Here is a 23938-nt window from a genome sequence, read left to right as displayed (position 1 = left end):
CCCCTGCCTACCGGCGCACGGCCGCCAGGATGTAGCGGGGCAACAGCTCCTCCCGGAAGGTCTTCCAGAGGTTGAACTGGCCGTAGTTGCCCCCGGTGAACATCACCGTCAGCTCCAGCTCGGGGATGACCATGACGTACTGGCCGCCGTTGCCGCCCGCCTCGTATTCCGCGTACACGCGCTCGCCCACGCGCAGCTCGTGACGCCACCACGCGTACCCGTAGGTGCGGTCAGGGCTCATCACCGAGTGCCGGGCGATGGAGCGCTCGACCCAGCGCTTGCTGACCACGCGCCTGCCGTTCCACACGCCGCCCGAAAGGTAGAGCTGCCCCAGCTTCAGCGCGTCACGAGGGCGCGCGTAGAGGCCGCCGCCCAGGTACGCCTCGCCATCCGGCATCAGGTTCATCGCGTAGCGGCGGAACTGGAGGGGCTCCGCCACGGTGCGGGCGAAGTGCTCGGGCAGCCATGTCCCCGTCGCGTTGCGCACCATGCCGCCCACCAGGTTCATCCCCGCGGTGCAGTACACCGCCTGCGGCTCTCCCGGCGCCCGGCCCATGGGTAGATCCAGCGTGTACGTGTACCAATCTCCCTCCTGCTCCTGGAGGGTGTTCTCGTTGCCGGGGGACTCGTCGTTGTCGTCGTCGCAGTCCAGGCCCGAGGTCATCGTCATCAGATTTTCCAGCGTGAGCGTTGCCTTGCGCGGGTCCGCGGGCGCGGCGCTCTTGTACGCGGGGAACAACGAGTAGACGGGCGTCTCCGGGGCGAGCTTCGCGCCCTGTTCCATCGCCGTGCCCACGAGTATCGGCGCCAGCGTCTTGGCCGCGGAGCGCAGGTCATGAAGGCGCTCCTTGTCGAAGCCGTGGAAGTACTCCTCGACGACGAGCTTGCCCTTGCGCGCGATGAGCACGCCCTGGATGTGCGGCCCCGGCGTGGGGCCCGGCTCGGCGTCGAGGATGCGCTGCATCAGCGCGATGATGGGCGCGGGGTCCATGCCCACGTCGGCGAGCGAGGCCGTCGCCCAGCCATCCTGCTCCGCGACAGGCGGACGGTAGGAATAGGCCCCCGGCGCCGGCGTGCGCGGGTAGAGCCCCACGGCCTGCTCCCGCTCCTTCTTCGTGAAATTGATGGGGCCCAGGAAGAGGATGGGCACCGTCAGCCGGCCGAAGCGCGGGTCGAAGGTGCCCTCCAGCGTCGTCGGGCCGCGCGGGTCCGTCAGCTTCACCGCGTTGCCCTGCATGGAGACGTTGAACGCGAACTGCCGGCCGAAGCCCTTCTCCGGGTCCTTCAAGTACGCCGCGATGGTGCCGTCCGGCCGCTTGTACACGACGAGGTACAGGGTGAAGCGGTCCGCCCACGGCGTCACGCCGCCCCGCCACACGCCCTTCTGGAGCGCGCGCAGCTCCACGGGCGTGGCGTATTGCACGCCGCCAATGACGACGCGCGGCTGCACCCAGTGGCCTCGGATGAGCTTGCCGTCCGCGCCGACGACGCCCCGGAACGTCCCCTGCCCTCCCGGCATCGTCACCGTGAGCTGGTTCTTCTCCAGACGCCCGGGGGCCTCATAGCCGCCGATGCGCGCGCGCCACGTGTCGCCGTCGCGGAACACCGTCAGCTCGCCCTGGACCTCCGGCCCGAAGACGGGCTCCCCTGCCCAGATACCGACCAGGCTCGACGCGGTGTCAGCGGGGGCCTCGGCCTTGGGGGCCACGACGGCGGCCTTCGCGGGCTCCGCGGCCTTCGAGGAGGAGGGCAACACGAGCAGCGCCAGCAGGGCGCCCAGGGAGGCGTGGGCCGTGGAGAGCATGGCGTGATTCCTTGAGGGACGGGCGAGGGGGTTCACCACGCGAGTTCCTACGCTGGGGCCTTCACGACGATTGCCACCCGCGGGCGCGAATGTCCCCGGGCGGGACGAGGCCCCTCGGGCTATCCTCCGGGGCCATGATTCAGGAGGCCAGGACGGCCGGTCGCCCCGCCGGGGGGCAGGCGGGAAGACGGCGCTGCTCGTGCCCGGGGCGCGGGCCGCTTGGCGATGACGCCCTGGCCGTTGCACGGTCCTCGCGCGCATGAAGCTCTCCCTCGCCACCCGCATCTTCCTGGGCTACGCGGTGGTGCTCGTCACCTTCGGCCTGGTGTCGCTCTTCAGCGTCGCGGAGCTGCACCGCAACCGGCTCGAAATCCGGCTGTTGAGCCAGGGCTATCTCCAGCTCTCGCAAGACGCGGCGGAGATGGAGATGAACCACGCCAACCAGCAGCGCCACACCGCGCGCATGCTGGAGGAGGACAGCGCGGAGATACGGCGCGCCATCATCCGCCTGGCCCGCGTCTACGTGCCCACGACCTTCATCTCCCAGCGGCTGGCCACGACGCGCGCGCGGGCCACCCAGCTGCGCGACATGGCCCCGGCGAGCGAGCTGCCCTTCATCGAGGAGCTGGAGGCGAGGCTCCTGGAGCTGGACTCGCGCTACCAGGAGTACGGCCGCGCCGCGGAGAGCGTGTTCGACGCGTTCTCCTCGCAGGCGCCGGACAAGGCCCAGGTGGACCGCGCCACCGCCGACGTGCTCACCATGGAGGACGCCATCGGCCGCGAACTGCGGCTCTTGCGACTGTCCTTGTCCAACCGCATCCGCGAGCGCGTGGACGGCGCCGAGGAGCGCGAGCGCCAGACGGGCCTGGCCATCATCAGCCTCTCCGTCGCGGCGATTCTGCTGGGCCTGGTCGCCACCGCGTGGTCGGCCCGCACGCTGCGCCCGGTGCGCACGCTCATCGAGGGCGTGTCGCGCATCGGCAAGGGCGACTACAGCGCGCAGCTGGGCGTGAAGGGCCACGACGAGGTGGCGGTGCTGGCGCGAGCGTTCGACCAGATGGCCCGCTCGCTCCAGGCGCGCGAGGCGCAAATCAAGGCGCAGGCGGAGGCGCTGATGCGCGCCGAGCAGCTCGCCGCCGTGGGCCGCATCTCCGCGCAAATCGTCCACGAGGTGCGCAACCCGCTGTCGTCCATCGGCCTCAACGTGGAGCTGCTCGGGGACGCGGTGGAGCGCGCCACGTTCCCCGCGCCCGACGAGGCCCACGAGGTGAAGGACCTGCTCTCCGCCGTCACCCGCGAGGTGGACCGGCTGGCGGACGTCACCGAGCACTACCTGCGCATGGCCAGGCCCCAGCGGCCGGACCTGGACCCGCGCGACGTGACGGCGGTGCTGGACGGCGTGCTGGACTTCTCTCGCGAGGAGCTGATGCGCGCGGGCGTGGAGGTGGTGCGCGAGTTCGCCCCCGCCACGCCGGCCGTGCTCGCCGACGAGGGGCAGCTGCGGCAGGTCTTCCTGAACCTCCTGCGCAACAGCCGCGAGGCGATGCCCCACGGAGGGCAGCTCACCATCGCCACCCGCCCCATGGAGCAGGACGTGGAGGTGACGGTGAGGGATACAGGTCAGGGCATGACGGAGGAGGTACGCCGCCACCTCTTCGAGCCGTTCTTCACCACCAAGGAGGGGGGCACGGGGCTGGGGCTCGCGGTGAGTCAGCAAATCCTCCAGGCCCACGGGGGCTCGCTCTCCTGCCAGAGTATTCCCGGCCAGGGCACGGCCTTCGTGTTAAGGCTTCCACGCGCATGAGCTTCAATTCGTATCGGGACGTTCTGCCCTCCGGGCTGCGCGTCGTCACCATCGAGACGCCCCACCTCCACACCGCCCTGCTCGCCATCTACGTCCGCACGGGCAGCCGCCACGAGACGCCCGCCAACAACGGCGTCAGCCACTACCTGGAGCATCTGTTCTTCCGGGGCAGCGCGGGCTGGCCGGACACGGTGAAGATGAACGCCGCCGTGGAGGAAGTGGGCGGCAACCTCAATGGCGTCACCACCCGGGACCACGGGTACTACTACACGCCGCTGCACCCCGCGCACATGCGCGTGGGCCTGGACATCCTCGGGGACATGCTCACCCGTCCGCGCCTCACGGACATGGAAGTCGAGCGGCAGATCATCCTCGAGGAGATGCTGGACGAGGTGGATGAGAAGGGTCGCGACATCGACCTGGACAACCTCTCCAAGAACCTGCTCTTCCCCGACCACCCGCTGGCCTTGAAGATCGCGGGCACGCGCGAGTCCGTCTCCGCGCTCGCGCACAGCCAGGTGCTGGAGCACTTCGCGCGGCACTACGTCACCGGCAACCTGGTCGTCACCGCCGCGGGCCGCGTGCGCCGCGAGGAGGTGCTCGAGTTGACGGAGCGCGCGTTCGCGCACCTGCCGCGAGGCCTGGCCAGCACGGAGACGCCGCCGCCGGAAATCGCGCCGGGGCCCCGGCTGCACTTCGTCTCCCACGACGAGTCGCAGACGGAGTTCCGCCTCAACTTCCGCACCGTGCCCGAGCAGCACGACGACTACGCCGCGCTGCAGATCATCCGGCGCGTGCTGGATGACGGCCTGTCCTCGCGGCTGCCGTTCGAAATCGTGGAGAAGCGGGGGCTGGCGTACTCGGTCCACGCGTCGCTGGACGGCTACCACGACTCCGGCCTGTTCGAGATCGAGGCCGCCAGCGCCCCGGAGAAGGCCGCGCAGGTGGTGGCCGAGTCGTTCCGCGTGCTGGGCGCGCTGTGCGACGAGGAGATTGGCGAAGAGGAGCTGGCGCGCGCCAAGCGCCGCCACCGCATGTTGCTGGAGTTCTCCCAGGACTCACCGGGGGAGCTGGCCGGGTGGTTCGGCGGCACGGAGCTGTTCCGCGTGCCGGAGACCTTCGAGCACCGGGCGGACCTGGTGGACTCCCAGTCCGCCGCGCGGGTGCGGGAAGTGGCCCGGCGCTACCTCCACCGGGACAACCTCACCGTCGTCGCGGTGGGTCAGAAGAAGGGGCTCAAGGCCTTGGAGCGCGTGGTGGCGGAGGCGCCAGGGCTGCCCGGAGCGCCCACCGCGAAGCTGCTGGTCAGCGGCGACCGCCGCGGATGATGAGGGGGCCGGTCGACTTCTTCTTCGTCGGCTTGGGCGCGACGTCCAGGAGGGCCTTCTTCACCGCCAGGTACTCGGCGTTGTCGGGCTCTCGCTTGAGGGCCTCGTCGATGATTTTCGTGGCCCGGACCATCTGCGTCTGGAGCTGAGCGGAGAGCTTCGCCAGGGCGACCTTCTCCTCCTGGGAGGCCTCGCCCATGGCCAGCAGACGCTCCAGGGACGCGTACGCATCCACCTTGCGCTCCGACTGGAGGAACAGGCGCCACAGCCGGGTGTGCACGGGCGCGAAGCGGGGCTCGGCGCTGAGGGCGAAGCGGTAGCTCTCCTCGGCGCCCTTCAGGTCCTTGGCCTCCTCCTGGGCACGGCCGCGCACGTAGAGGGCGCGAGCGAGGCGGGGGCGGAACTGGAGGGCGCGGTCCACCAGGGCGAGCGCGTCCGCGCGGCGGCCCTGGGCGAGCACCGTCTCCGCCATCCAGGCGAGGGCCTCGGCGTTCTGGGGTTCGACGTCGATGAGGGGCTTGAGGGCGGCCTCTGCATCCGTCGCGCGGCCCTGGGCGAGGAGGGCCCGGGCGCGCAGCATGACGACGTCGCCGCGGTTGGCGTCCTTGCCTTCGACGGCCTGGAGGTCGGCCTCGGCCATCTGCGGCACGCCGCTGACGAGGAAGTAGCGGGCGCGCAAGAGGCGCGCGGAGGTGTGCGCGGGGTTCTGCTGGAGCAGCTTGTCCATGAGGTTGGCGGCGAGCAGCTCGTCGCCCTTCATGAGGAGGACCTCCGCCTCCATGGCCTTGGCCTCCGGGTCATCCGGGCTGTCGCGCAGGACGCTCTCAATCGTGGCGAAGGAGGCGTCAATCTGGCCCTCGCGGGCCTGGAGCCGGGCGAGGCCGAGCACGTCCGATTCCGTGAGCAGGCCGGAGTCGCGCAGGGTGGAGAGGATGGTGAGGGCCTCGGCGGTGTTGCCGTTGCCCAGGTAGAGTTCGGCGAGCTGCTTCTGGATGTTGGGGTCGGTGCCGGGGATGAGGGCCTCGGCCTGCTTGAGGGACATGATGGCCGCGCCCATGTTGTTGTTCATGAGGTGGGCATCGGCCATGAGCAGGTAGGGCTCGGCGCTGTCGGGGGCGGCGGTGGCGGCTTTCTTGAGGGCCGCGAGTGCGGGGAGGGCCTGCCCGTTGGCAAGCTGGGCGCGGGCCTCACTCAGGGCGGACTGGGCCTGTTGGGCACGGTTCTGGACGGCTGCCACCTCCGGTTCCCTACAAGCAAGCGGGAGGAGGAGCGCCAGGGTCCAGGGAAGGGTTCGAAATCGCCAGGGCATCGCTGAGCGGGAGGGTACTGGATGTTATCCTCCCACGTCGATGGACCCATTCGTTCGGCGCCTCGTGGAGAGGCTCCATGACCCTAGCAAGCCACTGTCGCGTAATCGGCACTTCCACACCTTCGACACCCCGGAGGGGCGGACGGCGCTGAAGGTGGTCCGACGCCTGCGCAGTCTCCAGAAGGATATCCTCGCCTGTCGGGCGGAGGGCCGGCGGGCCCGCATCTTCCGGCGCGTCAACGCGGCGGGGGACCACCGCATCGAGCTGACGATGGAGCGCATCTCCGGCAAGCGGGTCTCCGTGCTCCAGTCCGCGGAGCTGGAGTTGCTGTCCGCGCTCCCGGGGGTCCGGGAGGCGCTGGAGATTCTGGAAGAGGCGGCCTGAGCCCGTCGTCCTGGCGTCGTGACTGTCGGCTCAGGCGTTGAGGCCGAGGAGGGATATGAGGGACGGTCCAGGCTCCTTGGCCTCGAACCCGCCGAGTCTCGTGATGTAGTCCGCGAGCCCCTTGTAGTGCTGGGCACCCACCAGGACGGACGCGTAGCGCCACCGACGGCGGCCGATCGCCAGGCGATCCGCGTCCTCCGGTTCCTCTGAATCCATCCATTCGCTCAGGTGGTCGTAAATCTCCGTGTCGGAGGCAATCAGCCGACCGATGAGGCCTCCGATGTCCTCCCCCACATCCAGACCGAGCGCGCTTGTCACCATTTCCGTGGACCCGTCGGTGTCCGCGTTCAGGACATGACCGTCAGCCTTTTCGGTCTGGAGGGCGGCGAGGGTCTTGTCGAAATAGCCCCGCTGCCCCTCGCTGAAGCTGGCGAGCCACTTGCCGTAGTCCTTGCGACCCTTGGCGACCTGCGCCAGGTGCAGGTTCTTCTCCCAGATGCGGGTAGCCTTGTTGTTGAACATGTGTTCGAGGAAGTTCTCCATCCGGTCGTGGGTCTCCCCGAGCAGGATGATGCGACGACGATTGTCGCCCTCGCCCCTCTCGAACCATCCTCGCATCGGCGCGTTCCACTCGCCTTTCGCGATGAGCGGCCAGGTCCGGGGGTCCGTGGCGAGGTGCTCACTCATCGGCGTATTGGTCCAGCCGGCCATGCCCCCGAGTGTCGTGCGGGTGAGCGCCTGTTTCTCCACCTGCGCCTCCGTCTGGGGCACCGCGAGCGCCCTGGCGGTGGGGTCCCCCTGCTCCACCTCGGCCTCATCGAGGAGCTCTTCGAGCCCCTCTTCATCGTCGGAGCCCTCGTGCATGCGCTGCACAGGGAGATGCCCCTGGCCAAGGGATGACGCCGCCAGTCGTTGGATGGGGTGCGCCGCTCCGCTCGAGGCCGCCTGCCGCTGCAATGCCTCGACCTTCGGGCTCGAGTTCAGCAAGTGCTGGTAGCTGGACGTCTTCTGGACTGCTGGACTCTGATTGGCGCGCGTCTGTCGTTGGACAAGGCCGCGCTCCAACGTCGTGCGCTCTGGACTTGCTTGGATACCTCCCTCTCTCGACTTGCGCTGGGCAAGGCCCGGGGCCGGTGCCACCTGAGGGGATTCCTGGGGAATGGCGCGCATGGGCTTGGCTCCTGACGAGAGTCATCAGCATAGACTTGGCGCTTTCGCTACCAACAGTTGTTGGCGGGTTGACCCGACAGGAGAGACTCGCCGCATCGGAATGCAAGAAGGAAGGCTACGGCCGCAAGAGCCAGGACAAGGCGAGCCCCAGGTAGGTCCCCAGTGAGAACCCCATCAACCCCGTGGTGATGCCGGAGACCATCAGCTCGCGGTTGCGCAGCGCTCGGGCGACGGGGGCGATGAAGGCCGGGCCGAAGATGGTGGCCGTGGAGGTAATCAGCACCGTGTCGGCGTCGATGCGGAACAGCGCCGCCAGGCCGAAATGCAGGACGATGGCCAATACCATCACGCTGGCGCAGAAGGCGAAGACAGACAACCCCGCGCTTCCCAATTGGCTTGCATCCGCCAACGTCCCCACCGCCACGCAGAAGACGAGCAGCGCGTAGTCCCCCAGCGCGTAGCTCCCAGGCAACGAGCGGACGGCGGGAATGAAGGACGCCGCCAGCGACAAAGTGGTGATGAGCAGGAGCACCGCCGTCGCCTCCAGTCTGCCCACGAGGGACAGGCTCGTCCCAGCGGACACGCCGCAGATGGCGACGGCCAGCAGCAGTGACAGGGCCAGACCTCGCGCGAACCGCCAGGAGAAACGCTCCTGTCGCGTCCCCTCCTCCTCGCTTGGGCCATCCCAACCTGTCGGATTCTGGAATGGGGGGAGGAAGGCCAGTGCGATGCGCTGTGCGACTGTCACCAGCACGAGCAGGTAAGCCGCCCCCGCGACGATGTCCGCCGTGTTGAGGAGCACGAAGGTCTCCTCACGCACCTGGAGCGCCACGCCCACGGCGTTCATGTTGGCGGTGCCGCCGACGTACACGCCCACCAGCATGCCGGCCATCTTCCACCACTCGTCCATCCGACCCGAGAAGGCGAGCCCCACCACGGTGGCACTCACAAGGGCGGACACACACGCGAGGACGAAGGACAACAACGTCGTCCGCGCGAGCCGGGTCCAGCGCGGCACGTCCGTCGAGAACAACAGGAGGGGAATCGCCAGCGGCACCGCCGCCTCGCTCACGGAAAGACTCACGCCCGTCTGGAGCGACAGCCCCGGAGCGTTTCCCAGGAGGATGCCCGCCGCGTAGCACATCACCACGGGCCCCACCCACTCCACGGGCTTGAAGGCTCGCGCTCCCAATAGGACGAGCCCTGGCAACCCCACCACGACGAGGACCTGGATGAGCGCGCTCATAGGACAGCGCCCGCGAACATGGCGGAGAGCGCGCCCCAGCCGAACCGGGGCAAGGCCATCGCGCGAATCTGGATGAGCGCGCTCATCCGTAGATGGAGTCCATGAACTGGCGGATGAAGTCCGCGGCCTCACGCCGGTCCGGGATGGCACCCAGCATGCCGTACATCGCCGCGCTTCCCTCGGGCGCCGGCTCTCCGCGCGCCAGACTCCCAGCACACTCACGCAAGTCCGAGAGAAACGGCTCCACCACCTTCTCGTGCGCGGGAGTCACCATCAGGTGCAGCGCGGGCGGCCCCATCTGCCTGTCCAACTTCCACCCTCGCGCCTCCATCGCATCCCCCAGCGCATACACATCCAGCGTGTCCGACGCGAAAGCGAAGACACTCAGCCGAGGCTCGCCCACCAGCCTCAAGCCAGGAATCGCGGTGACGCCCTCACGCAGTGCCCGAGCCGTCTCCAGCACCGTCCCAGCGAGCCGCAGATATCCCTCTTCGCCCAGGTACTTCAGGATGGCCCAGGCCGCCGCGATGGCACCTCCTGGCCGGGTCCCCGCCATCGATGGCGACGCGTAGATGCCTCCACACCAATCCGCATACGTGAAGAACTGGTACCGACGCAGCTCCGGCGTGCGGTACAGCACGAGCGACGCCCCCTTCGCCGCATAGCCATACTTGTGCAGGTCCGCCGACAGGCTCGTGACACCCGGCACCGCGAAGTCGAAGTCAGGCACGTCGTGCCCCAGCTTCCGCGCGAACGGCAGCAGGAATCCCCCCAGACACGCATCCACGTGAAAGAGCACCCCGTGCTCCTGCGCGAGCGCCGCCAGCTCCGCAATCGGGTCCACCAATCCGTGCGGATACGCCGGAGCAGACCCGACGACGAGCACCGTGTTCGCCGTCAGCGCGGTCCGAGTCGCCGCCACATCCGCGCGAAAGTCCGGTCCCAGCGGCACATTGACGGGCTTCACCCCGAAGTAGTGCGCGGCCTTCTGGAAGGCCGGATGCACGGACGCGGGCAGCACCACCTCCGGCGCCGTGATTCCCCGCTCCTCCCGAGCGAAGTCCCGAGCCGTCTTCACCGCCATCAAGATGGACTCCGTCCCTCCCGACGTCAGCGTCCCCGCGGCGGTTTCCCCATGGAACAACTCCGCGCCCGTGGCCACCACCTCCGACTCGAAGCGCGCGAGACTCGGGAACGCCAACGGACTCAGCCCGTTCTCGGACATGAACTCCGCATAGGCATCCGCGAGCAACCGACGGACGTCATCTCCCGCGTGGTAGACGAGGCTCCAAGTCCTCCCCTCCTTCCAGCGCGCATCATCGGCGCGCAGCTCGCACATCTGGTCGAGGACGTCCTGGTGACTCATTCCATGGGGGGCCAGTCGAGGCGAAGCGGTCATGGTGTTCTCCGGGGTTCAACGCGCATCGAAGTACACACCGCGAAGCCAGCGGGCACCCGTGAACGAGGTGCGAGCGTGAAGCATTCGCCAGTTGTCATAGAGGAGGAAGTCACCGGTCTGGAGCCGGAAGCGGAACTGGTGGCGCTCGTCCCGGACCAGCGTCGCGAAGCGGTTGTACGCGCGGTACCACGCCTCCATCCGAGCGAACGGCACCCGGTGCGGCGCGAGCGTGAAATAGCTGTACCGGATGCGAAAGCCCCCAGGCGCGTCGAAGTCGAGCACCGGTGACACCAACACCCGCTCGAACGCCGCCTGCTTGCGATGGAACGTCACCGGTACCGTGCGCAGCAGCTCGAAGGCCTGCTCGTCCTGGTCCGCCAGGTAACGCGCCGCCGCGAGCCCATCCACCACGCTGTTGTCCCCACCCGTCTCCGCGGGCCGCTGGCAATGCAGCAACTGGTAGCGCGGCGGCCGCTCCAGGAAGGGCTGGTCCGTGTGCAACTGCACCGCGCTGTCCGTGTAGCCCAACTGGTCCGTGTTCCGATTCGTCGTGTTGTCGGTGCGCAGGTCCTCGATGCGACCGAAGTGTGTCTCGATGACCGAAAGGCCCGCGCCACCAAAGAGGTCGATGAGCGCCTCCGTGTCCGCCCCGAAGCCTCGGACGATGACCGCCCCGGACGCCTCGAGTCGCTTCAGCGCGAAGGGCACGAGCGGCTCGCGCACCCGCGCGGCCTCCACCGTGAGCAGCCCGCTGTCCGAAGGTGGCGGAGGCACCGCGACGCGGTCGGCCGCATAGGCATTCGTCAGCAACCAGTCCGCCGAGTACCGACTCACCTGCCCGTCCGCCCGGTCCCCCCAGTCGATATCGAGGGCGGAGGCATCCTCCGAGACGCGCACCCCACGAGGCCTCAAACCCAACGGCAGCTCCGAGGAGCAGACAATGCGCTCACGGGTGAGCGGATGGCGGTCCAACTCCGAGTTGTGCCGCAGCCAGAACCAGTGGAAGTCCGAGTGCCGGGGAACCCCGTCTCCAGCGAAGTGGACCCGCAGGAAATCGTCATGAGGCTCGAAGCGGGTGATGGGCATGCGGAGACTCCGACGGAGGGACGCAAGGCCACGCACGCACGACGAGGTCAGGGCCTCATCGCCAGTACGCGGAACACCACCGGAGCAACGTGCCCGAGGCCCAAGGGCCGGGACTTCAGCGGAAACGAACCGGTGGAACGAAGGACGCTCGAAGCAGCTCGACTAACAACACTCGCCACGGCAACAGCGGCCAGTGGCGGTCGTCAGGAAGCTCGCGTTCAAGAGCATCATCGTGGCGTCACGCTAGCTGGCACCCTCCGCGGGCGTCAATGCCACCGGATGACATCGGCCACTCAAAACATGTGGTTGAAGTCGAGATAGAAGGCGGACGTGCCATCCCGAGGACTCACGCCGTAGTCCGCTCGGACGATGAAGGCGTTGTCCCAGGCCACTCGCAGGCCCCCACCTCCCGCGTACCGGAACAGCCCCTTGTCCCGAAAGCGAAGGTCCGTCCACACCTGTCCCGCATCGAGGAAGGCCACCAGCGTGAACTCCAGCCGCTGCTCCCACGGCCGCACGTCGAGGAAGCGCCAGCGCAGTTCGCCGTTGCCCACCGTCTTCACCTCGCCCTGCAGGCGGTTCTTCAGCAGCCCTCGCGCGGTGAACAGGCCGCCCACGCCGCCCCAGCCATCGCGCCACTCCACTCCGCCAAAGCCGCTGAGCAGGAAGAAGGGCACATCCCCTCCAAGCACGTCGGCCATCAGGCGCAACGCTGCCACCAATCGCTCATGTCCCAGGGGGTGGTAGAAACGCAGGTTCGCCGTGGAGCCCCAGTAGCTGAACGAGCTGCCCGTCGCCCCCACCGCGCCGCGTACCGCCAGTTCGTGGAACATGCCGCGAACGGGCGCGGGCTCGTTGTCACGCGAGTCCCACAAGAGCCCCGCCGTCACCTCCGCTGTCCGGAACGTCCCCTCCCCGCCTCCAGCCTCCAGCCCCGTCAACAGCCCCGCCCGAGCATCCTCCTCGAGCCGCGAGTCCCGCGACTGCCCCAGGTCCTTCGCGCTGTAGCGCGAGCGAATCCGCGTCAGGCGGAAGCGATAGCCCACGGACACCTGCAGTGGCCCTCTCAGGGTGCGCCGCGCGTTGAACACGACGCTCGGCAGCGTGCGCTGCTCGAAGCTGTAGTAGCGCAGGCCCCGGAATGAGGGATTGCCCGCGCACACATCCCGCGCGTCCTCCAACTGCTCCCGGTCGTCACACTGGGCGAAGTCCGGCTCGTATCCGGCGGCGGCGCCCTGGCCGAAGTAGGGCGAGAACCGCTCGTTGATGAAGCTCAGGTCCAACCCCAACCGCCAGTCCGAGTCGAAGAAGCGCGGCGCATCCATCATCAGCCGATGGGTGGCCACACCCCGCGTCGTCTGGAAGAACTGCGCGATGAGGGAGTGTCGATAAGGCCGGTACGTGCCATCTCCCGCATCCACCAGCAGGAGCCTCGCGCCGTAGCCGAACCCCTCGTCGCTGTTGAAGTTGAGCAGCGGCAGGCCCTGGACGCGCCACCCCGTGCGCGGCGGAGGCACCAGCGCTTCAATGGGAGGCTCGTCTGCCCAGGCCGAAGTCGCCCCCGTCAGGACGACCATCACCACGAACCACGCGAAGCGACACTGCGACATGCGAAGTCTCCAGGCTCACATTCGAGCCTGGAGACACCATAGCCTTCCCCGCACAGCCCATGACACTTCGCCCCGCGCGTGGGCCCGCTCTCACTCCAGCGGGCTGGACACGGCGTGCGCGGTGGCTGCCTTGGAGTAAGCTCCGCGGCTCGCTCACGAGCGCTGGAGGTAGACGCCCGCGGACAGGCCCTGCTTGACGTTGCGGCTCACCTCGTCGGCGAGCACCTCGTCCTGGCCCGCCTCGAGCGCATCCAGCGTCAGCCGCACCACCTCGACGGTGCTCGACTTCGGCGCGGTGACTTTCTCCGCCATGTCGGTGTCCATGTAGCCGACGTGCAGGGCCACCACCTGCGTCTTCTGGGTGCCCAGCTCCTTGCGCAATCCGTTGGTCAGCGCCCAGGCGGCGGCCTTCGAGGCGCTGTAGCTGGCCGAACCCGGGAAGGCCACCCAACTGAGCACCGAGAGCACGTTGATGATGGCGCCCCCGCCGTTCTTCGCCAGCACGGGCGCGAACGCACTGCTCGTCGCCAGGGGCCCCAGGTAGTTCGTCTCCAGTTCGGCGCGCGCGGCGGACAGCGCGTCCGTGCCCAGGAGGCTCGTGCCCTTCAGGATGCCCGCGTTGTTGATGAGCAGCGTCACGTCGCCCGCCTCGCGGACCAGCGCCTCCAACTGCTCGGGGCGGGTGACGTCCAGTCGGACGGGCACCACCCCTGGAAGCTCCACGCTCGAGGGCTCCCGGGCCGCCGCGTACACCTTGCGAGCCCCCCGCTCCAGCAACGCCTTCGCGAAGGCGAGCCCCAACCCGCGATTGGCACCAGTGACCAGGGCGACAGCATTCTTGACCTGCATGACACTCGACTCCGGCGTGACGGGGTGGACGGAAAAATCCGGGCGACCCCATGGATGAACGTCAAATGGACGGGCAGGCGGGCTCCCGAGTGCCCCTGTCCACCGTATGATGATCATAATATGGAGAAATTCGCACTTCATCGAAAAGCGACATGGGTGGAGGACTGGCCCGTCCGGGCGCCGCTCCCCGCGTCGCTCGCCTGACGGGGCGAGTCCAAGCTGACGCAGCCACGCCGCCACGGTCCGCGGGCGCTGACGCGTCCGACTGAAGCCTGACACGTCAGCGATTCCCCAGCGGCGACGCCCCGGGACCTCCCAAATCCATTCGCGTGACGCGTCAAGGCCGCATCCCCCGCCCCGCATGTCCTTGAAGACAGACACCCAGGAGCAGAAAGGACCTCGGTACACCCATTGCAGTGGACCGGGCCGACGCAAGGCGAATCCCACCCTCCCCCACGAGGCAGACATGTCACGAGTCAACCCACCAGCGATGGACACCGGAATGGACGATGGGCTCCAGCTCGACGTGGCCATCATCGGCGCCGGCGTCTCCGGCCTCTATACAGGCTGGAGACTGCTCGTGGGAGACCTGGCCCCCGAGGGCGTCCGCCCCGAGACAGTCCACATCTTCGAGCTGAGCGAGCGCCTGGGTGGGCGCATCGAATCCGTCTTCCTCCCTGGCATCTCCCTGGCCGCGGAGATTGGCGGCATGCGCTATCTGCAATCGCATGAGATTGTCAATTCGCTCATCACAAAGGTCTTCACAGAGGAGGTGACTCCCATCGACTTCCCCCTGGGCGACGACAGCAATCACTACCGCTACCTGCGCGGGCAGCGCTTCAAGGCCAACGAATGGGAGAACGCCCAGGCCGACCGCCGCACGTACAAGACGCGCTATTTCCTACCCGACGCGGTGGTGGGCTTCACCTCGGACCAGCTCTTCAACAAAATCATCTACGACGTGCTCATGGCGGACCCGTGGTTCCGGGAGAACTATCCAGGCAAGGCCACCTTCACGGCGCCCTATGACTATGCCTTCACCCTGACGGCCCGCGAATGGGATGACGTCAAACCCAACCTGACCTATCACCAACCAGGTCCGTACGACGGCCTGAAGGTCAATGACCTGGGCTTCTGGAACCTCATCAAGGACCAGGTGGGCCAGGAGGCCTACGAGTTCCTGGCCGTGGCTGGCGGGTACTACTCCAACACCATCAACTGGAACGCCGCGGAGGCCTTCCCCTACCTCGTGGGCGACTTCTCCAACGCGGAGGTGAAGTACCAGACGCTGGCGGGCGGCTATGACCAGGTCGGCAATGTCCTCGCGCAGCGCTTCCTCGCGCAGGACCCCAGCGGCAAGCGCGCCCACCTCTGGGGACAGAATGGCCTGCGGCGAATCGACCCGGCGCCAGGCGGCAGCCCGTACAAATACATCCTCACGGTGGCCAATGCCCAGAGCGGCAAGAGCTGGACGGTGTACGCCAAGGCCGTCGTCCTCGCCATGCCCCGCCGCGCCCTGGAGCTGCTGGAGGCGGACCGCTTCTTCGCCACGCCGGAGGTGAGCGAACAGGTCCGCAAGAACCTCGACTCGGTCATCTCCGAGCCGTCGTTCAAGCTCCTGATGGGCTTCGAGTCTCCCTGGTGGCACGAAGAGTTCAACGCCCTGGCGGGCGAGTCCATCACCGACCTGCCGATGCGACAGTGCTACTACTTCGGCACCGACCCTTCGAACAGCCACTCCATCCTGCTGGCCAGCTACAACGACATGCGGACCACCCCCTTCTGGTCCGCGCTGATGGCCTCTCCCCAGCGGAACCTGAAGCGTTTCAAGCCCCGGGCCACGCGACTGGCATCCTCGGAGTCCCTGGCCCAGGTGGAGTCCCTCCAGGCTCCGGCGGTGATGGTCCAGGAGGCCGTCCACCAGCTCCGGGAGCTGCACGGCCCGGAGAACCCCGTCCCCGACCCGTATGTCTCCTACTTCCGCAACTGGACGGATGACCCCTACGGCGGCGGCTACCATGCGTGGCAGGCCGGGGTGAGCGTGCGCGACGTGATGCCCTTCATGCGCCGCCCGGACCCCGCGGAGCGCCTCCACATCTGCGGCGAGGCGTACTCGGACCAGCAGGGCTGGGTGGAAGGCGCCTTCTGCGAGGCGGAGAAGATGCTCCAGGCGCACTTCGGGCTCGCGTGGCCCTCCTGGCTGGACAGCCAGTACTACCTCGGCTGGTAAAGCCAGACACCTCCGTCCCTCCAGAACGAAAGCAACGCAAACATGGACTCCTATGACGTGGTGGTCGTGGGCGCGGGCGCCATTGGCCTGTCCGCCGCCTGGTGGTGCTCGAAGGCCGGCAAGAAGGTCCTCCTGTTGGACCAGTTCGACTTCGACAACGACTTCTTCTCCTCCAAGGGAGAGTCCCGCTTCTTCCGGGTGATGTACTCCAATCCTCACCTGTCCCTGCTGGCGCAATCCGCCTATCCGCTCTGGCGGGAGCTGGAGGACGACAGCGGCCTCGACGGCATCCTCAACGACACGTCCCTGCTGTTCTTCGGCCCGCCCAGCGGGGTGAACACGCCCGAGGGCGACCTCAAGGACTCCCAGGCCGTCCTCGAGGAGCAGGGACTGCCCTTCACCCGCCTCACCGCGGCGGACTTCCCGGAGCGCTACCCCGCGCTCAAGGGGCTGAGTGACGACGTCGTCGGACTGGCGCAGCCCCAGGCGGGCGTCATCGCGGCGGACCGGGCCCTGCAGGCCCTCGCCCAGCTCTGTCGCAAGCAGGGCGTCACCATGATTCCCCGCCGGACGGTCAGCCGCATCCAGGATGCGCCGGGACAGGTCACCGTCTCCACCGCGCAAGGGGACTACACCGGCAAGAAGCTCATCCTGGTGCCCTCCGCCTGGACGAACCCGGTGCTCGACAGCCTGAACCTCCAGTTGGAGCTGGAGATCTGGACCATGACGTATGCGTACTTCACGGTGGCCCAATCCCAGTACAACTACCCGCTCTGGTTCTACTTCGGCGCACCCCAGTTCCCTGGCGATGACCAGACGACCTACTACGGCCTTCCCCCGCTCCTGACGCCCGGGCGCCTCAAGGTGGGCACGGACTTCACCTTCCAGAAGTCCCCGCTGCCGCCCACCTCGCCGCCCCAGGCGGACCCTCGGATGGTGGAGCTGCTCAACACCTTCATGCGGGCGCACTTCCAGGGACTCCAATCCCTGGCACAGGACCCCGTGGGCTGCCTCTACACGATGACCCCGGACCTGAACTTCGTGCTGGATGCCCTGCCCGGCCATCCGGACATCCTCCTGTTCACCGGTGACACGGGGCAGGCGTTCAAGTTCACCCCGCTGCTCGGGAAGATTCTCGCCGAGCTCGCGCTGACGGGCGTCACCCAGTTCAACATCCAGCCCTTCTCCATCCAGCGCCCCGGAATCCTGCGGCCCCGCTGAATCCTCTCACCCCGTCTCAATCAGGAGTGGTCCATGCCGGATACTGAAAATACAGCCAACGTCCTCGTCGTCGTGGATGCGGAGAGCATCTACAATGCCTACCAGGGGCAGTTCAGCACGGACTCCAACAGGCCCGTGTCCCTGGGCGAGAGCACGCCCTACATCTACATGTTCGTCCGTCAGGACGAGGTGCTCTCCGGTCAGGCCACGGATGACCTGGTCATCACCCTCAACACCAACAACAACATCCGCTGGCGCATCACTTCGCTGACCGGGAACACCCGCTTCAGCGTCGCGCTCAGCCAGTGCAACATCATCCGAGGCGTAGGGCTCATCACCCAGCCTGGCCTCATCGAGCCCACGGTGACGGTGCCCCTCCCGTCGGTGAATGGCTCCCAGGTGACGATCAACCAGACGCAGACCTATACGGACGCCTATTTCCAGGCGACGGCGGTGAACCCCTCGCCTCCCAATGTCTCGTACCAGTTCTCGTTCGTCCTGGCGAACAACGACGGGAACATCCTCAGCTACTTCTCGTGGGATCCGCAGATCTCCATCACCTCATGACGTCACCGGTTGGCTCGCCGACGGTGTCTGACTTCTTCCTTCGAAAGGCTTGGATGCGATATGGGACTGAACAGCGGCTTCATTGATGTGCTCACCGTGGTGGACGTGGACCAGGTCGTCAAGCTGCACGGCCCCAACGCGTCTCTCGACAACCCCCAGGTGTCCATCGCGGATTGTGTGTACATGCTCGTCCGGCGGGACTCGGCCGTGGGGGCGGAGGCGATACCGGAGCTGACGGTCGCCGCGAAGACCAACGACAACCTCCGGTGGCGGCTGGCGTCGCTGACGCTCAACACGCGCTACAGCGCCCTGCTCTACAAGATGACTGTCTCCGGAAATGCGCAGTGCATCACCCAGCCCCAGCCCCTGGTGTCCCACATCAAGGTGCCAGTCCCCGAGGTATCAGGCGGGCAGAGCAGCGGCTTCAACGTGCAGCCCTACGTGGACTTCTTCTTCCAGTCCACCGCGATGCTGCCCACCGCCACGCTCCCCGGCGCGCGGGTGACCTACCAGCTCTATCTCCAGGTGACGGACAACCAGGGCAACAAGGTGGGCACCTACTCGTGGGACCCGTACATCACCATCACGTCATAGGCCGCGCTTCCCATTCACGAGGAGACCCATCATGAGTGACAAGAACCGGCCCTCGGGCCACACCGCGCTCCCTGGGAGCGGCTGTCCGTTCCACCGGGGTGCGGGAAACGCGATGCTGTCCAAGGCGCCCTCCGGCAACCTGGTGCGCCCCCACGGCGGCGTGGGCACGGCCGTCTCCAGCAAGTCGGCGCAGTCGCTGAGCGGAGACAACGGCCCCATCGTCTCCGACTTCTTCCGCATGTTCCCGGACCTGGGCCCTTCCCTCTTCAACGTGGAGGACCTCCGGGCGCTCACCCTGCCTGGCGGCCCCATGGATGTGGCCAACCAGAGCCCGGGCCTCCCCCAGGACAACCCCACCATCCCCGCGGGCTACACGTTCCTGGGCCAGTTCCTGGACCATGACCTGACGTTCGACGTCTATTCGAACATCAATGGTCGGGACACCCAACCCAACCAGACGCGGGATGCCATCACCCCCACCCTGGACCTGGGCAACATCTACGGCCGGGGGCCCGTGCAGGACGCCTTCCTCTTCGACCAGAAGGACGGCGCCACGCTGCTGTTCGGCCGGCCCGACAATCCGGACGGCGACGTGCTCCGCAATTCACAGGGCACGGCCATCATCGGGGACCCGCGCAATGACGACAACATGTTCGTCGACCAGCTCCATCTGGCCGTCATCAAGTTCCACAATCAGGTGGTCAAGGACCTGTCGAGCCAGTTCTCTGGAGGGGCGCTCTTCACCGAGGCGTCGCAGCGCGTGCGCTGGCATTACCAGTGGATTGTCTACCACGACTTCGTGCGCCGCTTCGTCGGGGATGAGCTGTATGGGAAGCTGGTCAGTCAGGGCCCGCAGTACTTCCCGCCCAACCTCCAGGCGATTCCCATCGAGTTCTCCGCGGCCGCCTACCGCATGGGCCACGCGACGATTCGCGAGTTCTACCAGGTCAATGACAACTACAAGGGCGCGCAGATTTTCGACCTGCACCAGCCCGGGACGTTCCTGAGCCCGGAGAAGCGCGTGGACTGGAAGTACTTCTTCAACACCGACTCGCGCGTCACGCCCCAGGGCGTCAAGCTGTTCGACACGCTGGTGGCGTCAGAGCTGCTTCAGTTGCCCCAGGCCCTCATCCCCGGCTTCGACAATCCCCAGTACCAGGGCAAGCCGGATCCGCTCTACCTGTCGCTGCCGGGCCGCAACCTGCTGCGCCAGAATGAGTTCACCCTGCCGGCGGGACAGACGGTCGCCAAGGCGCTGGGGACGACCCAGTACTCCAATTCCCAGTTGGGCCTGCCGACGAGCTGGGGGAGCACGCTGGCGCCGCTCTGGTTCTACATCCTCAAGGAGGCGAAGCTCGCCAACCAGGGCCGCTTCCTCGGGCCCGTGGGCGGTCGCATCGTGGGTGAGACGTTCTTCAGCGTGCTCATCAACGACCCCCAGTCCTTCCTGCACAACAAGGGCTGGAAACCCACCTACGGCACGGGCGGCGACTTCACCATCGTCGACCTGCTGCGCATCGCGGACGCGTACAAGTCCTCCTGAGGTTCCCCCAGGCACGACTGTCTCCGGGCCCTGTATCGGGCCCGGAGACGCTCACCCACCTGGGGCTACTTGCCCCAGCGGAGCAGCTTCGTGCGGGCCGTCTCGGAGAGCTGCGTGACGACGAACTGCTCCAGCAGGGAGGGGTCCGGCTCCTTGCGCACGGGGTCCACCATGAAGTCCCAGGTCTCGAAGTCGGTGGGGTCCTGGAAGAGAATCAACCCCACGCCCATCCGCTGCGCCTCCGAGGTGAGGCGGGCTTTGTCCGAGTCATCGGGATTGAGGGGCAGCTCCAGGAGCGCGAAGGCGTGGGTCGCCGTTCTCGCGTGCGCAGCGGCCTCGAAGATGCCCGTGACGTTGAACTCCCACCGCGGCTTGATTTCGAACGTCCAGATATCGAACGTGCGCCCGGGCCAGTGCGAGAACGTGCGCATGCTGATGGCGGTGATGTCCGGCCGGGTCCAGACGCCGCCTGTCTTCCTGTTGCCCTGGTTGGCCGTAATCTCGATGTGGACGTCGTGGAGCCCGCGCTCCTTGGTCCACTTCTCTCGCAGCACCTCCAGGCAGGGGCCGTAGAGGTCCGCCTCGGTCCTGTCCAACAGGGAGGCGGAGGCCGCCGTTCCAGGGAGGGGCCCGGTGAGGACATTCACCTCCGGGGACTTCTCCTCCTTGACCAGCACCACACTGCCGCCGCGTCCCCTGCCCCGGAGAATCTGGCCATCCTCGAGGAGCTGATCCCGCAGGCGCCAATACTCCGCCTCCGACCAGCCCAATTCATTCATCAGACTGGTGTTGCCGGACGAGCCTCCCATCTGGGTCAGGACATCGAGGAACTTCTTCCGCTGGGAATCATCGAGGGGGCGCCCGGCCATTGACAGTCCTCCGTGCGAACAGGAGCCTGTCGATTCTGCCACGAATTGAGGACCGCCGGAGAAGTGACCACGCACGAAAGGAGAGCCCCCTCGCGGAAGCTCCCCCAAGCACGACCTCGAAGAGTGTGCTTTTGCCGCGACTCAGTGCGTCTCGACGTAGATCTGATCCAGGGTCGGGCTGAGGCCCTGGTTCTGGACGTACAGGCGCGCGCCGGGCCAGGCGCAGTTCAGGCTCGTGGGATAGACCTGATTCGGCGCCAGCAGGATGGAGATGTTGTTCGCGCCGCAGTACGCGTTGAAGCGCGTGGAGCGGGTGGCGGACATGTTCCGGACATAGAACGGCGTCGTGCCGAACAGCCAGGTCGAGAAGTCACGCGTCTGACCGCCAGCGATGAACGCGCTCTCCACGGCCTGCGTTGCTTCACCCATCTCCGGGTTCTGGGCGGCCTCCTCCGGCGTGTACTCCCCGCCGCAGCCCACCGACATCAGACACACCACTCCCATCACTCCCAACGTATTGAACGACTTCATGACTTCCCCCTCATTGCGAGTTACCCCTGACTCGGGGCGGCCTCTGTGTATAAGTACTTCCACGCAGTGTAAATGGTGTATTCATGACACCGCGTGGGTCTGGTTTGAGGGGATGGTTGTCATTGACCACGCCGTAACATGAAGGGTTACTGACGGGTGGCGGGCGACCCGGGCTCTGTTTCAAGCCCGGGTCCCTTGCTCACTCCGGCGGTCCACGCCTCGGCGGTGGCTGGGATTTCATGCGCTCGTATTCCTCATCCGTGAAGACACGGCTTCGCGTGAGGAACCGCACGCCGAGGGGCGCTTCCAGGCTGAAGCCCGCGCCCCTTCCCGGCACCACGTCCAGCGTCAGGTGCGTGTGTTGCCAGACCTCGAACTGCGCGCCGCCGATGTAGACGGGGCAGTCCTCGACTTCGCCCAGGAAGACGTCCCGCTGGCCGACACGGAACTCCTTCGCCGGGTAGCACATGGGCGCGCTGCCGTCGCAGCAGCCCCCCGACTGGTGGAACATCAGCGGCCCGTTCGCGGCACGCAGGGAGCGGATGACGGCGGCGGCCTCGGGCGTCACCGCCACCCGGGCCACCTCCTGCTCCGGCTGCCCACCCGCGCCGGGCCCGGCACGGGTATCACTCATCAGAAGAACCCCATCGCCTTCGGGCTGTAGCTGACGAGCAGGTTCTTCGTCTGCTGGTAGTGGTCCAGCATCTTCCGGTGCGTCTCGCGGCCGATGCCCGACTGCTTGTAGCCGCCGAACGCCGCGTGCGCCGGGTACAGGTGGTAGCAGTTGGTCCACACGCGGCCCGCTTCGATGGTGCGGCCCGCGCGGTACGCGGTGTTCGTGTCACGCGTCCACACACCCGCGCCCAGGCCATACAACGTGTCATTGGCCATGCGCATCGCGTCGTCGAAGTCCTTGAACGTGGTGACACTCACCACCGGCCCGAAGATCTCCTCCTGGAACACGCGCATCTTGTTGTCCCCCTGGAACACCGTCGGGGCCACGTAGTAGCCGCCCTTGAGGTCGCCCGGCAGGCTCACGCGCTCGCCGCCCGTGAGGACCTTGGCGCCCTCCTTCTTGCCGATGTCGATGTAGCCGAGGATCTTCTCGAGCTGGTCATTGGACGCCTGCGCGCCCAGCGTCGTCTCCGTGTCCAGCGGGTTGCCCGGACGAATCTTCTTCACGCGCTCCAGCGCGCGCTCCATGAACTGGCCGTAGATGCGCTCGCCCACCAGCGCGCGGGACGGACACGTGCAGACCTCGCCCTGGTTCAGCGCGAACATGGCGAAGCCCTCCATCGCCTTGTCCAGGAAGTCGTCGTCGTGCGCCATGACGTCGTCGAAGAAGATGTTCGGGCTCTTGCCGCCCAGCTCCAGCGTCACGGGGATGAGGTTCTCGCTCGCGTACTGGAGGATGAGCCGGCCCGTCGTCGTCTCACCCGTGAAGGCGACCTTCGCCACGCGGGGGCTGCTGGCCAGCGGCTTGCCCGCCTCGACGCCAAAGCCGTTGACGATGTTGAGGACACCTTCGGGCAGCAGGTCCTGGATGAGCTCGGCCAGGACGAGGATGCTCGCGGGCGTCTGCTCCGCGGGCTTGAGCACCACGCAGTTGCCCGCCGCCAGTGCGGGCGCCACCTTCCACACCGCCATCAGGATGGGGAAGTTCCACGGGATGATCTGCCCCACCACGCCCAGCGGCTCGTGGAAGTGATAGGCGACGGTGTCGTGGTCCAGTTCGCCCACCGTGCCTTCCTGCGCGCGGATGCAGCCGGCGAAGTAGCGGAAGTGGTCGATGGCCAGCGGCAGGTCCGCCGCGAGCGTCTCGCGCACCGGCTTGCCGTTGTCCCACGTCTCGGCCAGGGCGAGCATCTCGAGGTTCTGCTCCATCCGGTCGGCGATCTTCAGCAGGATGTTCGAGCGCGCGGTGGGAGACGTGCGGCCCCAGGAGACGCGCGCCGCGTGCGCCGCATCCAGCGCCAGGTCGATGTCCTCCGCCGTGGAGCGGGGAATCTCGCAGAAGACCTGTCCCGTCACGGGGGAGATGTTCTCGAAGTATTGCCCGCGCTTCGGCTCGACCCAGCGACCTCCGATGAAGTTCTGGTAGCGGGCCTTGAACTTCACCTTCGAGCCGGGCTGATTGGGGGCGGCGTAGATCATGAACGCTCTCCTTGCGGGTGGGGCTGCGGGTGGAAGCCCTGTCCCCCAGAGCAGCACGCATGCCATGCCCCGCACCGACGACGTCGCGGCGCGTCGTGTCCCGCGATGCGACACCTTCGTCCGCACGCATGGCGCACCTCGCGACAGTGTCGCGTCCGGTGTGCCACCGCCTGGATGGAATGTTCCGATGCGGGCGCGTGAGTGCACGCGGGCCCGGCCTCGCTCACAGCGGCCGAGCG

At 67.3% G+C, this 23938-nt stretch carries 20 protein-coding genes; 8 read left to right on the top strand and 12 right to left on the bottom strand.

Features of this window, described 5'->3' with window-relative positions; genetic code table 11:
* Positions 1-7 precede the first annotated feature (7 nt).
* On the bottom strand, positions 8-1804 hold the full coding sequence (locus tag G4D83_RS02335; RefSeq protein ID WP_163862186.1) for a serine hydrolase domain-containing protein: 1797 nt from the start codon (positions 1802-1804) through the stop codon (positions 8-10).
* A gap of 259 nt (positions 1805-2063) precedes the next feature.
* Between G4D83_RS02335 and G4D83_RS02330 the strand changes: the two genes are divergently transcribed.
* Both G4D83_RS02330 and G4D83_RS02325 read left to right on the top strand, forming a co-directional pair.
* Positions 2064-3608 (top strand): sensor histidine kinase, encoded by a 1545-nt coding sequence (locus G4D83_RS02330; RefSeq protein ID WP_163862183.1) that lies wholly within the window; start codon positions 2064-2066, stop codon positions 3606-3608.
* The gene (locus G4D83_RS02325) at positions 3605-4936 is read left to right on the top strand and encodes a M16 family metallopeptidase (RefSeq protein ID WP_163862180.1); all 1332 of its coding nucleotides are present in this window, start codon (positions 3605-3607) and stop codon (positions 4934-4936) included. Before G4D83_RS02330 ends, G4D83_RS02325 begins: the two co-directional genes overlap by 4 nt.
* Here the strand turns inward: G4D83_RS02325 and G4D83_RS02320 are convergent.
* Positions 4914-6173, bottom strand: coding sequence for a tetratricopeptide repeat protein (locus tag G4D83_RS02320; RefSeq protein WP_240356102.1), 1260 nt, complete (start codon positions 6171-6173; stop codon positions 4914-4916). The two genes, G4D83_RS02325 and G4D83_RS02320, sit on opposite strands and share 23 nt — an antisense overlap.
* Before the next feature lie 112 nt (positions 6174-6285).
* On the opposite strand from G4D83_RS02320, the gene G4D83_RS02315 reads away from it, so the two are divergent.
* The gene (locus G4D83_RS02315; protein ID WP_163862174.1) at positions 6286-6630 is read left to right on the top strand and encodes a hypothetical protein; all 345 of its coding nucleotides are present in this window, start codon (positions 6286-6288) and stop codon (positions 6628-6630) included.
* A 30-nt stretch (positions 6631-6660) separates the two neighbouring features.
* Here G4D83_RS02315 and G4D83_RS02310 read toward each other — a convergent pair whose 3' ends face one another.
* The 6 genes from G4D83_RS02310 to G4D83_RS02285 all read right to left on the bottom strand — a co-directional run bounded on the left by G4D83_RS02310 (position 6661) and on the right by G4D83_RS02285 (position 13990).
* Positions 6661-7380 carry a hypothetical protein gene (locus tag G4D83_RS02310; protein WP_163862171.1) on the bottom strand — a complete coding sequence of 240 codons (720 nt, stop codon included), beginning with the start codon at positions 7378-7380 and terminating at the stop codon, positions 6661-6663.
* 535 nt (positions 7381-7915) lie between these two features.
* Positions 7916-9046, bottom strand: coding sequence for a DUF819 family protein (locus tag G4D83_RS02305; RefSeq protein ID WP_163862169.1), 1131 nt, complete (start codon positions 9044-9046; stop codon positions 7916-7918).
* 82 nt (positions 9047-9128) lie between these two features.
* Entirely contained in the window at positions 9129-10445 is a 1317-nt protein-coding gene (locus G4D83_RS02300; protein ID WP_163862166.1) for a pyridoxal phosphate-dependent decarboxylase family protein, read from the bottom strand.
* A gap of 15 nt (positions 10446-10460) precedes the next feature.
* On the bottom strand, positions 10461-11531 hold the full coding sequence (locus G4D83_RS02295) for a TauD/TfdA family dioxygenase (protein ID WP_163862163.1): 1071 nt from the start codon (positions 11529-11531) through the stop codon (positions 10461-10463).
* A gap of 293 nt (positions 11532-11824) precedes the next feature.
* Entirely contained in the window at positions 11825-13141 is a 1317-nt protein-coding gene (gene omp85 / locus G4D83_RS02290; RefSeq protein WP_163862160.1) for an Omp85 family outer membrane protein, read from the bottom strand.
* 153 nt (positions 13142-13294) lie between these two features.
* Entirely contained in the window at positions 13295-13990 is a 696-nt protein-coding gene (locus tag G4D83_RS02285; protein ID WP_163862158.1) for an SDR family oxidoreductase, read from the bottom strand.
* Between the two features lie 466 nt (positions 13991-14456).
* Here G4D83_RS02285 and G4D83_RS02280 point away from each other — a divergent pair, with 466 nt between their 5' ends.
* From G4D83_RS02280 to G4D83_RS02260, 5 genes are read left to right on the top strand one after another with little or no spacing between them, the layout of a single operon-like run.
* Positions 14457-16220 (top strand): flavin monoamine oxidase family protein, encoded by a 1764-nt coding sequence (locus G4D83_RS02280; protein ID WP_163862153.1) that lies wholly within the window; start codon positions 14457-14459, stop codon positions 16218-16220.
* A 42-nt stretch (positions 16221-16262) separates the two neighbouring features.
* Positions 16263-17441, top strand: a complete 1179-nt coding sequence (locus G4D83_RS02275) for an FAD-dependent oxidoreductase (protein ID WP_163862151.1) — start codon at positions 16263-16265, stop codon at positions 17439-17441.
* Positions 17442-17474: 33 nt separating this feature from the next.
* Positions 17475-18008, top strand: a complete 534-nt coding sequence (locus G4D83_RS02270) for an AidA/PixA family protein (RefSeq protein ID WP_163862148.1) — start codon at positions 17475-17477, stop codon at positions 18006-18008.
* 60 nt (positions 18009-18068) lie between these two features.
* Positions 18069-18602 carry an AidA/PixA family protein gene (locus tag G4D83_RS02265; protein WP_163862145.1) on the top strand — a complete coding sequence of 178 codons (534 nt, stop codon included), beginning with the start codon at positions 18069-18071 and terminating at the stop codon, positions 18600-18602.
* 31 nt (positions 18603-18633) lie between these two features.
* The gene (locus G4D83_RS02260; RefSeq protein ID WP_163862142.1) at positions 18634-20145 is read left to right on the top strand and encodes a peroxidase family protein; all 1512 of its coding nucleotides are present in this window, start codon (positions 18634-18636) and stop codon (positions 20143-20145) included.
* A 65-nt stretch (positions 20146-20210) separates the two neighbouring features.
* Here the strand turns inward: G4D83_RS02260 and G4D83_RS02255 are convergent, their stop codons facing one another.
* From G4D83_RS02255 to adh, 4 genes are all read right to left on the bottom strand, one after another.
* A complete protein-coding gene (locus G4D83_RS02255; RefSeq protein ID WP_163862140.1) occupies positions 20211-21014 on the bottom strand; it encodes a hypothetical protein in 804 nt (267 codons plus the stop codon).
* A gap of 141 nt (positions 21015-21155) precedes the next feature.
* Complete coding sequence (locus G4D83_RS02250; protein WP_163862137.1) at positions 21156-21545, bottom strand: hypothetical protein; 390 nt, start codon at positions 21543-21545, stop codon at positions 21156-21158.
* Between the two features lie 199 nt (positions 21546-21744).
* The gene (locus G4D83_RS02245) at positions 21745-22179 is read right to left on the bottom strand and encodes a DUF779 domain-containing protein (protein WP_163862134.1); all 435 of its coding nucleotides are present in this window, start codon (positions 22177-22179) and stop codon (positions 21745-21747) included.
* The gene (gene adh / locus G4D83_RS02240) at positions 22179-23699 is read right to left on the bottom strand and encodes an aldehyde dehydrogenase (protein ID WP_163862131.1); all 1521 of its coding nucleotides are present in this window, start codon (positions 23697-23699) and stop codon (positions 22179-22181) included. The genes G4D83_RS02245 and adh overlap by 1 nt, the downstream gene beginning before the upstream one ends.
* Between the last annotated feature and the right edge of the window lie 239 nt (positions 23700-23938).

Source organism: Myxococcus eversor (assembly GCF_010894455.1).
Lineage (GTDB): Bacteria > Myxococcota > Myxococcia > Myxococcales > Myxococcaceae > Myxococcus > Myxococcus eversor.
This window is presented reverse-complemented; position numbering and strand designations above follow the sequence as displayed.

Bases quoted from the DNA above. Each gene is read 5' to 3' on its own strand.
- G4D83_RS02335 (WP_163862186.1), bottom strand. From the start codon at position 1,804: ATGCTCTCCACGGCCCACGCCTCCCTGGGCGCCCTGCTGGCGCTGCTC.
- G4D83_RS02330 (WP_163862183.1), top strand. From the start codon at position 2,064: ATGAAGCTCTCCCTCGCCACCCGCATCTTCCTGGGCTACGCGGTGGTG.
- G4D83_RS02325 (WP_163862180.1), top strand. From the start codon at position 3,605: ATGAGCTTCAATTCGTATCGGGACGTTCTGCCCTCCGGGCTGCGCGTC.
- G4D83_RS02315 (WP_163862174.1), top strand. From the start codon at position 6,286: ATGGACCCATTCGTTCGGCGCCTCGTGGAGAGGCTCCATGACCCTAGC.
- G4D83_RS02305 (WP_163862169.1), bottom strand. From the start codon at position 9,046: ATGAGCGCGCTCATCCAGGTCCTCGTCGTGGTGGGGTTGCCAGGGCTC.
- G4D83_RS02300 (WP_163862166.1), bottom strand. From the start codon at position 10,445: ATGACCGCTTCGCCTCGACTGGCCCCCCATGGAATGAGTCACCAGGAC.
- G4D83_RS02295 (WP_163862163.1), bottom strand. From the start codon at position 11,531: ATGCCCATCACCCGCTTCGAGCCTCATGACGATTTCCTGCGGGTCCAC.
- omp85 (WP_163862160.1), bottom strand. From the start codon at position 13,141: ATGTCGCAGTGTCGCTTCGCGTGGTTCGTGGTGATGGTCGTCCTGACG.
- G4D83_RS02285 (WP_163862158.1), bottom strand. From the start codon at position 13,990: ATGCAGGTCAAGAATGCTGTCGCCCTGGTCACTGGTGCCAATCGCGGG.
- G4D83_RS02280 (WP_163862153.1), top strand. From the start codon at position 14,457: ATGTCACGAGTCAACCCACCAGCGATGGACACCGGAATGGACGATGGG.
- G4D83_RS02275 (WP_163862151.1), top strand. From the start codon at position 16,263: ATGGACTCCTATGACGTGGTGGTCGTGGGCGCGGGCGCCATTGGCCTG.
- G4D83_RS02270 (WP_163862148.1), top strand. From the start codon at position 17,475: ATGCCGGATACTGAAAATACAGCCAACGTCCTCGTCGTCGTGGATGCG.
- G4D83_RS02265 (WP_163862145.1), top strand. From the start codon at position 18,069: ATGGGACTGAACAGCGGCTTCATTGATGTGCTCACCGTGGTGGACGTG.
- G4D83_RS02260 (WP_163862142.1), top strand. From the start codon at position 18,634: ATGAGTGACAAGAACCGGCCCTCGGGCCACACCGCGCTCCCTGGGAGC.
- G4D83_RS02255 (WP_163862140.1), bottom strand. From the start codon at position 21,014: ATGGCCGGGCGCCCCCTCGATGATTCCCAGCGGAAGAAGTTCCTCGAT.
- G4D83_RS02250 (WP_163862137.1), bottom strand. From the start codon at position 21,545: ATGAAGTCGTTCAATACGTTGGGAGTGATGGGAGTGGTGTGTCTGATG.
- G4D83_RS02245 (WP_163862134.1), bottom strand. From the start codon at position 22,179: ATGAGTGATACCCGTGCCGGGCCCGGCGCGGGTGGGCAGCCGGAGCAG.
- adh (WP_163862131.1), bottom strand. From the start codon at position 23,699: ATGATCTACGCCGCCCCCAATCAGCCCGGCTCGAAGGTGAAGTTCAAG.